The following is a 12,409-nucleotide window of genomic DNA, read 5'->3' as shown; positions in this document are numbered from 1 at the left end:
CGACGCCGGGAGTTAGCATGGTGCACAACCCCGGCGGCGCTTCGCTCGGCCGGGCTACAATCTGGAATTTCGGGTGAAACAAAAATCCCTCTCTCTCGTCACCCTCATCGCCCTGGTGGCGCTGGTGGCGTTACCGCTCTTTTTCATCCTGTTACAGGCTATTTTTCCGCAGTTCAGCGCCGGTTCGCTGCATAAGCCGTTTAGTGGAATAGCCTCTTTAATCAACGATCCCCAGTTGATGCCGATGCTCGGTGGAACCTTGTGGATTGCCTGCGGCGTGGCGCTGATGAGCGTGATTATCGGTCTGCCCCTTGGCGTGCTGCGCGGGTTGTTTAACCTGCCGCTGCCAAAACTGTGGGATCTGCTGTTTTTAATTCCGTTTCTCACGCCGCCGTATATTGCCGCGCTGTCCTGGATGCTGGTACTCCAGCATAACGGTTATCTGCAGCAGTTGACCGGCTGGGATCTGAACGATCTGCTGTTTAGCCGCACCGGGATCGTGCTGGTGATGACCCTGAACATCTTCCCGGTGGTCTATTTTGCCGTCTCGCGTAGCCTGCTGGCGAGCGGGCAGCGGCTGGCTATCGTTGCGCGGGTTCATGGGGCGAGCGCCTGGCGGGCATTCTGGCACGTCACGCTGCCGATGCTTTCTCCGGCGCTGGCGGCGGGGATGCTGCTGGCCTTTACCCTGGCGATTGAAGAGTACGGCGTACCTGCGGCACTGGGCTCAAGGGCTGGCGTGGTGATGCTCACCGTGGGTATTGAGAAAAAACTGGCGGACTGGCCTATCGATCTCACCGGCGCGTCGCTGCTCTCGGTGCTGTTGATTACCGTGGCGTTGCTCGCCTGGTGGCTGCAAAAGCGGCTAACGGGAACGACGGAGGTCACCAGCGTTACCGGAAAACCGGGGGAGAACAGCGGGGCGTCGCTTGGTGTTATGACGTTGCCCGCGCTGCTGGTCATGGGAGGCGTAGGTGGTCTGGCGGTACTGCTTCCCGGCGCGTCGATGGTGGCAACCAGTCTAATGGGGACGCTCTCTGGCGGGTTGAACATGGGCAACTTTACGCTGAAGCACTTTAGCGCGCTGTTCGCGCAGCAGGGCGATGCGTTGTCGGCGCTGGGCACCAGTTTATCGCTGGCGCTGGCGTCAGCGCTGATTGTCGGGCTTCTCGGGCTGGTGGCGGCCTGGCTGGTTCTGGTTCAGAAAATCAAAGGCAGCGCGCTGATTGACGCGCTGTCGCTGATGCCCGCGGCGCTGCCAGGAGTGGTAGTGGGCGTTGGGCTGATTCTGCTGTGGAACCAGCCGTTCTGGCCGGTCTCGCCTTACAATACGTGGTTTATGCTGCTGCTCTCGTATTGCTGCCTGCTGCTGCCGTGGCCGGTGCGCTATGTCGGCAGCGCGCTGCGTCAACTGGGGAATAACCTGGAACCGGCGGCGCGGGTGCACGGTGCGTCGCCGTGGCAGGCGCTACGGCTGATTGTGCTGCCGCTGGTGTTTCCGGCACTGCTGGCGGCGATGCTGATGGTATTTGCCGTCGCCTCCCGTGAGCTGGTGACCTCACTGCTGCTGGCACCTGCGGGAACGCAGACCGTGGCGGTGTTTATCTGGCGGCAGTTTGAGCAGGGTTCGGTCGGTCAGGGGATGGCGATGGCGAGTCTGACGCTGTTCGTCGGTCTGGGGTTAATGTTGACCGCGCTGGGGCTAATGCAGCGAAGTACACGGTAGGTTAACCGATCGCACAAATCGGTCAGTGGGCAGGGCAAAATAGGTTATAAAGAACGGACACCAACGCTGGAGGCTTTGATGACCCCTTTCTTAAGCGCTTATTTTGCTCGTCTCGGTTGGACGGGAACCCCCGACGTATCGATTGAGACGCTGCGCAGTTTGCATATTCACCACAACAGCGCCATTCCGTTTGAGAACCTTGACGTGCTGTTACCGCGCGAGATGCACCTCGACGATCAATCACTGGAAGATAAGCTGGTTCACGCGCGTCGTGGCGGCTACTGCTTTGAACAAAACGGTCTGTTTGAGCGCGTGCTGCGTGAACTCGGTTTTCACGTGCGCAGCTTGCTGGGGCGCGTGGTGTTATCGCATCCGCCGCAGATGCCGCCGCGAACCCACCGCCTGCTGCTGGTTGACGTCGATGGCGAGCGCTGGATTGCCGACGTTGGCTTTGGCGGGCAGACGCTGACCGCGCCAATCAAGCTGCTGGCGGATATTACCCAGAGCACGCCGCACGGTGACTACCGTCTGCTGTATGAAAATCAGGAGTGGATTTTACAGTTCAGCCACCACGACCACTGGCAGTCGATGTATCACTTCGATTTAGGCCGTCAGTACGCGTCGGATTATGTGATGGGCAACTTCTGGTCGGCGCACTGGCCGCAGTCGCATTTCCGTCACCATTTGCTGATGTGTCGCCATCTGCCGGACGGCGGCAAAATGACGCTGACCAATTTCCACTTTACCCATTGGGATAACAACCATGTGGTCGAGAAGATTGATTTCCCGGACGTGCCCGCGCTCTACGAAGCGCTGCAAACCCGCTTCGGACTTGGCGTGACCGATCCGAAATACGGCTTTAGCGTCAGCGAACTGGCGGCCATTATGGCGGCATTCGACACCCATCCAGACGCTGGGAAATAACCCGTAGCCCGGCCAAGCGAAGCGCCGCCGGGGTTTAGGACCGTGCTACTTCCCGGCGGCGCTTCGCTTGGCCGGGCTACAATATTTCAGGGATGAGATGATATGGCATTAACGCTTCGTGTATTACTTGAAAACCATCTGGCTCGCGGTGCCGATAGCGGTCTGAGAGCCAAAGCGGGATTAAGTCTGCTGCTCGAGGATGAAACTTCCTCCATTCTTTTCGACACCGGCCCCGATGACAGCTTCCTGCACAATGCTACACAGATGGGTATTTCGCTGGACAATCTCACGGCGACGGTGCTCTCGCACGGTCACTACGATCACTGCGGCGGCGTCCCCTGGCTGCCGGACAATAGCCGCATTATTTGTCACCCGACCATCGGTAACGAGCGCTATGCCGTGCTGAACGTGGCGGGACGCAGCCATAAAATCAAAAAGCTTTCGCTGGAGATTGATTACGCTCGCCATCGTATGGAGTACACCCGAGCGCCGCTGCACATTAGCGACCGTTTTATCTGGTCGGGTGAAATCGCCGTGGATAAACCGCAAGCCTATGGCGTAACCGGCGATGAAACGGATTACGTGATTGATGAGGGCGTGTTGATTTACCTGTCTGAGCACGGGCTGGTGATTATTACCGGCTGCGGGCACCGTGGGATTATCAACATTGTGCGACACTGCCAGCGGATTACCGGAATTGACAAGGTTCACGCGATTATCGGCGGCTTTCATCTGCGCTGCGCTTCACCGCGCACGCTATGGCAGGTCAGGCAGTTTTTACAGCAGCTAAAGCCCGACAAAGTGATGGGTTGCCACTGCACCGGTGCGTGGGCCAAGCTGTGGCTGCCGGAGATTATCTCCCCAGCAACCGGCGACACGTTTGTGTTTGAATAGCAATATTTCCGGCGTTTTTCGAATTAACTTATGGGGAAATAATGCATCTTTTTCTGATTGGTCCGGGTGGTGCAGGAAAGAGCACTGTCGGGGAGAAACTGGCCGTTTGTTTGGGGTATACGTTTGTCGATCTTGATGCGCAATTTTGTGAGCGTGTTGCGAACATCCGCGAGTACTTGAAATCTGACGGCTATGAAACCTATCTCGAGCAAAATGCCGCGCTTTTTGAAACGCTATTGGTTGAACGGTGTCATCAGAATGTGGTTTTTGCGCTGTCTTCCGGATTTCTTGCCACTGATATTCGCCCGGACATTGTCGAACGCAACCGCCAGCGCGTGCGAGAAGGCGGGCGTTCGATTCTGCTTATGCCATCAAAGGATATTGATGTTGCGTGTGGCTGCATCGTTACACGTCAGCTTAAGCGCGGATTTGGACTCGTTCGGGATAAAGAAGAAGCCAAATTTCGCCAGCGATTTACCGACTATATAGCGCTGGGTGATATCCAGATTTTCGCCATGGGCTCACCGGAAGTCATTGTTCACAAAATTATGGCTGCACTGTAGGCGGGTAATTTAAAGCTTGTAGGCCTGATAAGCGTAGCGTCATCAGGTAACCCGCCGCACATTGCCGGATGGCGGCATTGCCTTATCCAGCCTACAGCCCCGGAAAGATAACGAACAGAGCTGCAGGCATTTACGATCTCAACGGGTTAGTTTAACCCTAAGAAATGCTGGGCGATTTTGAAGTAGATAATCAGCCCGGTGCCGTCAATCAGCGTGGCGATAAACGGCGCGGAAACCACTGCCGGGTCGATACCGATGCGTTTGATAACCAGCGGAATGACCGAGGAGACTACCGCGCTCCAGATGGTGACGCACACCAGCGTCAGGCTGACGATAAAGGTGATTTCCGGGCCAATGCCCATGATCCACGCCCGCAGGCAGCCTGCCGCGCCGAGGGTGATGGCGACCAGCATCGCTGTCGACATCTCTTTACGCAGAATACGCCCCAGATCCCTCAGGCCCACTTCGCCCAGCGCCATGGCGCGCACCAGCGTTGAAGTGATCTGCGTACCGCTGTTGCCCCCGGTGCCAATCAGCAGCGGGATAAAGAACGCCAGCGCAATGGCTGACTCCAGCGCTTCTTCAAAGTGCTGAATCACGGTGCTGGTGTACGCTTCGGCGATAAACAGCAGCAGCAGCCAGACGGCGCGTTTTTTCCAAAGCGTCACCGGGCTTATCTCCAGATACGGTTTTTCAAGCGGTAACGTCGCCCCCTGAAGCTGCGCGTCTTCGGTGATTTCATCCGCTAACAGCTGGTCTATCTCTTTTTCATTCAGACAGCCAATCAGCTTGCCGTTTTCAATCACCGGCAGCAGCGTCAGGCGGTGCTTTTCGATCAGTCCCGCCGCCACGTCCCGGGTATCATCTGGGCTGACGTGGAATAAAGTGGTGGTCATCAGTTGTGCGACCGGCTGATTATCGTCGGACGCCTGTAACAGCGTGCGTGTCGATAATATTCCACGCAGATTGTCCCCGGACACCACGAATACGGCGCAGGGGAAATGGTCGTCATTTAATTGCCGCAGGAACATTTCGCGTGCTTCTTTTACGCTAAGCGGTTCCGGCAACGAAATAAACGTTTTCGACATGTAGCTTGAGATAATATCGCCCGTAGCTGGAGCGGTTGGGTAGTGCGGCGCAGTGGCATGAATATAAGACATCAAAATGTTCCCTATAGAAATTCTATATAGGGCGATCAAAACTGGAAATGCACAGAGAAATCCCTACGTCCCGGTTTTAGCACTGAACAACGTATCTGCACGGCCTTTGAGCCGTCAGAAGTTATCTTGGCAACACCTTGATTCGATGGATGCCTGTATTTCCCTGTGATGGTCTCTCTCGATACCACCAGGGCGATAACTTATGTTTATTCAGGAGCCTCGCCATAACAAGATTATTAATTACGATGCTAAGTGAATTTATATATTCCGTGTGCCTCAGGTGCCACGGTAAATTCAACGAGCGTAATATAGCGCGTTATTACGCATTGTGGTGGTGAAAGATAAAGTGGTTGAGAATAGGTTTACTATTTTGTTTATGGCATAAAAAACCCGGCGTCGCGATGCTCGGCCGGGTAAGATCATGATAACGGAACTATCGGCGTGAGCGTACCACCTGATAACGACGGGTCAGGTATTCCACCGGCGCGCTCCAGACGTGCACCAGGCGGGTGAACGGGAACAGCAGGAAGATAGTCATGCCCAACACCAGATGCACACGGTAAACCCAGGCCACGCCGTCCAGGTGCGCGGAGGCGCCGCCGTGGAAGGTGACCACCGCCTGCGCCCAATCCACCAGCTTCAGCATTTCGCTGCCGTCCGGATGCTGTGCGGAGAACGGAATGGTGGTCAGACCGAGGCAGCACTGGATCAGCAGAATGCTGAGGATCAGAATATCCGCCGTCGATGAGGTCGCGCGAATACGCGGGTTGAACAGACGACGAATCAGCAGGCCTGCGCCGCCGACCAGCGTCAACACCCCACAGGCACCGCCGAGAATCATTGCCATCAGCTGTTTCTGCGACAGCGGCAGCCAGGATTCATACACCCAGTGCGGCGTTAGCATGCCGAAGAAGTGGCCGAAGAAGATCCCCAGAATACCGACGTGGAACAGGTTGGACCAAATCACCATTCCGCGCTTGTCGAGCATCTGGCTGGAGGAGGCTCGCCAGGTGTACTGACCGTAGTCGTAGCGCAGCCAACTGCCCAGCAGGAACACCGTACCGCAAAGGTAAGGGTAGATATCGTAAAAAAAGACGTTGAGGTACTGTATCATTTCGGGCCTCCCGCACGGACGTCCACGTACTGTGGCGCCACGTCCTGGCTAAAGCGTCGTTGATAGCTTTGCAGCGGGGAACTGTCGCAGGCGGTGGCGTTATCTTCGATAAACTTCACCTGTTCCTCTTCCCAGACCGCATCCAGCGCCTGGCGGGTATCGTCTCGTGCTTCTCCCGCCACCTGTTTTGTGACACTGTCACTTGATAATGACGTATTCGCCAATGCCAGCAGGGTATCGAACAGCTGATACCACGGTGCCTGGCGCTGCTTCAGCCGACCACCAATCAGCGCCAGAATCGGCGCCACGTTTTGCAGGCCTTCCTGCGCCTGAGCCGGCGGCAGAATGCTGAGATACTCCAGATAAAGCGGCAGATGATCGGGCAGCTCGCGGCAATCCAGCTGCAGGCCGACCTGTTCATACTGCGTCATCAGCTCAACCATCGCCTGACCCCGGTCGCGGGACTCCGCGTGCACGTGCTCAAACAACAGTAGCGAGGTCGCGCGTCCGCGTTCAAAAATCTCACACCATTCGGCCTGCTTATCGAGCAGCGAAACCGCCAGATGCTGCTCGAGGAACGGGCGCAGCGCTGGGGCGTCGCTGTCGATTAACGCAAACAGCTCATCCTTGTTATCCCAGCTGAGCTCATCGGGGTACTCCATCAGCAGCCCGATGATTTTAAGGATCCGCATTAGTTTTTCTCCCCGATATTGATGGCGTCGATACGATGGCTGTTAAACAGGTTGAACTTGGTGTCCGACCCGTGGCAGCCATCGCCGAAGGTGAAGCCGCAGCCCTTGCTTTCCGGGAAGGCATCTTCCGCCATTTCGCGGTGGCTGGTTGGGATCACAAAGCGGTCTTCGTAGTTGGCGATCGCCAGGTAGCGGTACATCTCTTCAACCTGTGCCTCGCTCAAGCCGACTTCTTCGATCGCGCGGGTGTCGGTCACGCCTTCAACGGTCTGAGAACGTTTGTAGTGACGCATCGCCATCATACGTTTCAGCGCGCGCAGTACCGGGCCGGTGTCGCCCGCGCTGAGCATGTTGGCCAGGTACTGTACCGGAATGCGCAGGCTTTCCACTGCAGGCAGAACGCTGTCGGTTTTTGGCAGGCCACCGGCATCGGCAACGGACTGAATGGGTGACAGAGGCGGCACGTACCAGACCATCGGCAGAGTACGGTATTCCGGGTGCAGCGGCAGCGCCAGCTTCCAGTCCATCGCCATTTTGTAGACCGGTGAACGCTGCGCGGCGTCCAGTGTGTTCTGGGTGATGCCCTGTTTCAGCGCTTCTTCAATCACCGCCGGGTCATGCGGGTCAAGGAACACGTCGCACTGACGCTCGTAGAGATCGGTTTCGTGCTCGGTGCTGGCCGCTTCTTCTATGCGGTCGGCATCATAGAGCAGCACGCCGAGGTAGCGAATACGACCCACACAGGTTTCCGAACAGACGGTGGGCTGGCCGGATTCAATACGTGGGTAGCAGAAGATGCATTTTTCGGATTTGCCGCTCTTCCAGTTGAAGTAGATTTTTTTGTACGGGCAGCCGGTGATACACATACGCCAGCCGCGGCACTTGTCCTGGTCAATCAGCACGATGCCGTCTTCTTCACGTTTGTAGATAGCCCCGCTCGGGCACGTGGCAACACAGCTTGGGTTCAGGCAGTGCTCACACAGACGCGGCAGGTACATCATGAAGGTGTTTTCGAACTGGCCGTACATCTCCTTTTGCATCGCCGCAAAGTTCTGATCGTGGGCGCGTTTTTCAAACTCGCCGCCGAGCAGCTCTTCCCAGTTCGGGCCCCACTCAATTTTGTTCATCCGCTGGCCGCTAATCAGCGAGCGCGGGCGGGCGGTCGGCAGGTTTTTGCCCTCGGGCGCATTGTGCAGATGCTGGTAGTCGTAGGTGAACGGCTCGTAGTAATCGTCAATGCCTGGGATCAGCGGGTTGGCGAAGATTTTCGACAGCACGCCCAGACGGCCGCCCATGCGCGGGGTCAGTTTACCGCTGATGCCGCGAACCCAGCCGCCTTGCCATTTTTCCTGGTTTTCCCAGTCTTTCGGGAAACCGATGCCCGGTTTGGTCTCGACGTTGTTAAACCACGCGTATTCCATCCCTTCGCGGCTGCTCCAGACGTTCTTACAGGTCACGGAGCAGGTGTGGCAGCCAATGCATTTATCAAGGTTTAAAACCATCCCAACCTGTGAGCGTATCTTCATTTTGCTGCCTCCTGAACCTGGTCATTGCCTTCATCATCCAGCCAATTAATGTTTTTCATTTTGCGAATCATAATGAACTCATCACGGTTCGAACCGACCGTTCCGTAGTAGTTGAAGCTATAGGCAAGCTGCGCATAGCCGCCAATCATATGGGTCGGTTTCGGGCAGATACGGGTGACCGAGTTATGGATCCCCCCGCGTCGTCCGGTAACCTCCGAGCCTGGAATGTTCATGATACGTTCCTGGGCGTGGTACATCATGGTCATACCCGGCGGTACGCGCTGGCTCACAACCGCACGGGCGGTGAGCGCACCGTTGGCGTTGAAGGCTTCAATCCAGTCGTTGTCGGCGATCCCCAGCTCTTTAGCGTCGGTTTCACTCAGCCAGACGATTGGCCCGCCGCGCGACAGCGTCAGCATCAGCAGGTTTTCGCTATAGGTGGAGTGAATGCCCCATTTCTGGTGTGGCGTCAGGAAGTTCAGCGCCTTTTCCGGGAAGCCGTTTGGCGGAATCTCCTTCATGTGGCTGACGCTGCGGGTGTCGATTGGCGGACGATAGGCCACCAGGCTCTCGCCAAAATCGCGCATCCACGGGTGATCCTGATACAGCGACTGGCGGCCCGACACGGTACGCCAAGGGATCAGCTCGTGGACGTTGGTGTAACCCGCGTTATAGGAGACGTGTTCATCTTCAAGGCCAGACCAGGTTGGGCTGGAGATGATTTTGCGCGGCTGCGCCTGAATATCGCGGAAGCGAATCTTCTCGTCTTCTTTATTGGTCGCCAGATGGGTGTGGTTGAGGCCGGTAAACTCGCCCAGCGCTTCCCAGGCTCTCACCGCCACCTGACCGTTGGTTTCCGGCGCGAGGGTGAGGATGACTTCGGCGGCATCAATCGCCGTCTCAATGCACGGGCGGCCTTTCGCCGGGCCGTCGAGCTTGACGTAGTTGAGCTTGCCGAGGAAGTCTATTTCGGTCTGGGTTTTCCAGCCGATGCCTTTGCCGCCGTTGCCGAGTTTGTCCATCAACGGTCCGAGCGAGGTAAAGCGCTCGTAGGTTGCTGGATAATCACGCTCGACCGCGATAATGTTCGGCGCGGTTTTGCCCGGAATCAGGTCACATTCGCCTTTACGCCAGTCCTGAATGGCAAACGGCTGCGCCAGTTCCGCCGGGGAGTCGTGCTGTAGCGGTTGCAGCACCACGTCGGTTTCGACGCCAAGATGGCCCTGACAGATTTCCGAGAACGCTTTGGCGATACCTTTGTAGATTTCCCAGTCGCTTTTTGATTCCCACGCCGGGTCAACGGCTGCGGAGAGCGGGTGGATGAACGGGTGCATATCCGAGGTGTTCATATCGTCTTTTTCGTACCAGGTGGCGGTCGGCAGGACGATATCGGAGAACAGGCAGGTGCTGGACATACGGAAATCGAGCGTCACCAGCAGGTCGAGCTTGCCCTCTATGGCGGCAGTCTGCCATTCCACTTCTTCCGGTTTGACGTCGTCGGTCGAGCCGAGATCCTCGCCCTGAATCCCGCTGTCCGCACCGAGCAGGTACTTCAGCATGTATTCGTGGCCTTTACCGGAGGAACCCAGCAGGTTGGAGCGCCAGATAAACAGGTTACGCGGGTGGTTTGCGCCGTTGTCCGGCTGCTCGCTGGCAAAACGGATATCGCCGGATTTCAGCCCCTGAACGGTGTACTCCTGCGGCGTCATGCCCGCCGCTGCGGCCTTCGCCTTCACGGTCAGCGGGTTGAGGTTGAGCTGCGGTGCGGAAGGCAGCCAGCCCATACGTTCGGCGCGGACGTTAAAGTCGATAAGATGACCGGTATATTTATTCGGGTCGGCCAGCGGTGAGAGTAGTTCCTGTGCGGTCAGCTTCTCATAGCGCCACTGGCTGGCGTGGTTGTAGAAGTAGGAGGTGCTGTTCATCTGGCGCGGTGGGCGGTTCCAGTCCAGCGCGAAGGCCAGCGGCAGCCAGCCGGTTTGCGGGCGCAGCTTCTCCTGGCCCACGTAGTGCGCCCAGCCGCCGCCGCTCTGTCCGACGCAGCCGCAGAACACCAGCATGTTGATCATCCCACGGTAGTTCATGTCCATGTGGTACCAGTGGTTGACCCCGGCACCGAGGATGATCATCGAGCGACCGTGCGTTTTGTGCGCGGTGTCGGCGAACTCAAGGGCAATTTTTTCGATGTTATGGCGCGATACACCGGTGATTTGCTCGCCCCAGGCCGGGGTGTAGGCTTTCACCTCATCGAAGCTTTTCGCCGCCAGCTCATCATCCAGACCGCGGTCAAGGCCGTAGTTGGCCAGCACCAGGTCATAGACGCTCACCACCAGACGGCTGCTGCCATCGGCAAAGGTCAGCTGTTTTGCCGGCAGCTTGCGCACCAGAATCGGGTCTTGTTTGACGCTGCGGAAGTGCGGGTTTTCGTTGCCGCCAAAGTAGGGGAACGCCACGCCCGCGACGGTATCGCGGTTGTCCAGCAACGACAGGGTCAGTTCGGTCTCTTTGCCAGAGGCCAGCGACTCGAGGTTCCATTTGCCTTTTTCGCCCCAACGGAAGCCGATAGAGCCGTTTGGCACCACCAGTTCGCCGTCGCGATTGTAGGCCACGGTTTTCCATTCCGGGTTATTGGCTTCGCCCAGCCCATCCACCAGATCCGAGGCGCGCAGCATCCGGCCTGCGGTATACGAACCGTCATCGCGACTGTCGAGCATCACCAGCATCGGCATGTCGGTATAACGACGGCAGTAGTTGATAAAGTACTCGCTTGGGTTGTCGAGGTGGAACGCTTTGAGGATCACGTGGCCCATTGCCATGGCCAGTGCGCTGTCGGTACCCTGTTTCGGTGCCAGCCATTGGTCGCTAAGCTTGGCGACCTCCGAGAAGTCTGGGGTGATGGCGACGGTCTTGGTGCCTTTGTAACGCACTTCGGTGAAAAAGTGGGCGTCCGGGGTACGGGTCTGCGGCACGTTAGAGCCCCAGGCGATGATATAGCTGGAGTTGTACCAGTCGGCGGATTCCGGCACGTCGGTCTGCTCGCCCCAGGTCATCGGTGACGCGGGCGGTAAGTCGCAGTACCAATCGTAGAAGCTCAGGCAGGTGCCGCCAATCAAGGAGAGATAGCGGGTACCGGCGGCGTAGGAGACCATCGACATCGCGGGGATCGGCGAGAAGCCCGCCACGCGGTCGGGGCCGTACTTTTTAATTGTCCAGACGTTGGCGGCGGCAATCAGCTGGTTAAGTTCTTTCCACGAGGAGCGTACAAAGCCGCCTTTACCGCGTGCCTGTTTGTAGCTCTGGGTCTTTTCCGGGTCTTTCATGATGCTGTCCCAGGCCACCATCGGGTCCGGGTGCTCGGCGAGGGCTTCACGCCACAGCTCAATCAGCTTTTTACGCGCCAGCGGGTATTTCAGACGGTTGGCGCTGTAGAGATACCAGGAGTAGCTGGCGCCGCGCGGACAGCCGCGTGGTTCGTGGTTAGGCAGGTCAGGGCGGGTGCGGGGATAGTCAGTCTGTTGGGTTTCCCAGGTGACCAGGCCATTTTTGACGTAAATCTTCCAGCTGCACGAACCCGTACAGTTCACCCCGTGGGTCGAGCGAACGATCTTGTCGAATTGCCAGCGTTGACGATAGCTGTCTTCCCAGTCACGGTTGTTGTCGTAGACCTGTCCGTGACCGTTGGCAAAGGTCTCGCGTTTCTGCTTAAAGTAGCGAAAGCGATCCAGTAATTTACTCATGACATTTCTCCTGCTTCGATAATGTTCGGCATCGTGCCTTTGCCGGATGGCAATGCTCGCGCATCTTATCCGG

9 protein-coding genes and 1 riboswitch are annotated in these 12,409 nt (G+C 57.4%); of the genes, 4 read left to right on the top strand and 5 right to left on the bottom strand.

The annotated features are described in order from the left end of the window. Positions 1-73 precede the first annotated feature (73 nt). The 4 genes from V6940_RS19325 to V6940_RS19310 all read left to right on the top strand — a co-directional run bounded on the left by V6940_RS19325 (position 74) and on the right by V6940_RS19310 (position 4,107). Positions 74-1,726 carry an ABC transporter permease gene (locus V6940_RS19325; RefSeq protein ID WP_333496969.1) on the top strand — a complete coding sequence of 551 codons (1,653 nt, stop codon included), beginning with the start codon at positions 74-76 and terminating at the stop codon, positions 1,724-1,726. A gap of 78 nt (positions 1,727-1,804) precedes the next feature. Beyond that, positions 1,805-2,650, top strand: coding sequence for an N-hydroxyarylamine O-acetyltransferase (gene nhoA / locus V6940_RS19320; RefSeq protein ID WP_333496968.1), 846 nt, complete (start codon positions 1,805-1,807; stop codon positions 2,648-2,650). A gap of 102 nt (positions 2,651-2,752) precedes the next feature. Further along, positions 2,753-3,544 (top strand): MBL fold metallo-hydrolase, encoded by a 792-nt coding sequence (locus tag V6940_RS19315; protein ID WP_333496967.1) that lies wholly within the window; start codon positions 2,753-2,755, stop codon positions 3,542-3,544. A gap of 41 nt (positions 3,545-3,585) precedes the next feature. Then, the gene (locus V6940_RS19310; protein WP_333496966.1) at positions 3,586-4,107 is read left to right on the top strand and encodes a shikimate kinase; all 522 of its coding nucleotides are present in this window, start codon (positions 3,586-3,588) and stop codon (positions 4,105-4,107) included. 146 nt (positions 4,108-4,253) lie between these two features. On the opposite strand, the gene V6940_RS19305 is transcribed toward V6940_RS19310, so the two are convergent. The 5 genes from V6940_RS19305 to V6940_RS19285 form a co-directional block, all read right to left on the bottom strand. Further along, positions 4,254-5,267: a magnesium transporter gene (locus tag V6940_RS19305; protein ID WP_333496965.1), complete on the bottom strand. Its 1,014-nt coding sequence runs from the start codon at positions 5,265-5,267 to the stop codon at positions 4,254-4,256. A 54-nt stretch (positions 5,268-5,321) separates the two neighbouring features. Further along, a riboswitch (M-box (ykoK) riboswitch) is annotated at positions 5,322-5,506 on the bottom strand. A 194-nt stretch (positions 5,507-5,700) separates the two neighbouring features. Next, a complete protein-coding gene (gene narI / locus V6940_RS19300; protein WP_333496964.1) occupies positions 5,701-6,381 on the bottom strand; it encodes a respiratory nitrate reductase subunit gamma in 681 nt (226 codons plus the stop codon). After that, on the bottom strand, positions 6,378-7,073 hold the full coding sequence (narW, locus tag V6940_RS19295; protein ID WP_333496963.1) for a nitrate reductase molybdenum cofactor assembly chaperone: 696 nt from the start codon (positions 7,071-7,073) through the stop codon (positions 6,378-6,380). Before narW ends, narI begins: the two co-directional genes overlap by 4 nt. Then, complete coding sequence (gene narH / locus V6940_RS19290; protein ID WP_185666286.1) at positions 7,073-8,599, bottom strand: nitrate reductase subunit beta; 1,527 nt, start codon at positions 8,597-8,599, stop codon at positions 7,073-7,075. Before narH ends, narW begins: the two co-directional genes overlap by 1 nt. After that, positions 8,596-12,336, bottom strand: a complete 3,741-nt coding sequence (locus tag V6940_RS19285; RefSeq protein WP_333496962.1) for a nitrate reductase subunit alpha — start codon at positions 12,334-12,336, stop codon at positions 8,596-8,598. The genes narH and V6940_RS19285 overlap by 4 nt, the downstream gene beginning before the upstream one ends. Between the last annotated feature and the right edge of the window lie 73 nt (positions 12,337-12,409).

Source organism: Kluyvera sp. CHPC 1.251 (genome assembly GCF_036759945.1).
GTDB lineage: Bacteria > Pseudomonadota > Gammaproteobacteria > Enterobacterales > Enterobacteriaceae > Kluyvera > Kluyvera sichuanensis.
The sequence above is the reverse complement of the archived record's forward strand: the minus strand, read 5'-3'. Positions and strand labels throughout refer to the sequence as shown.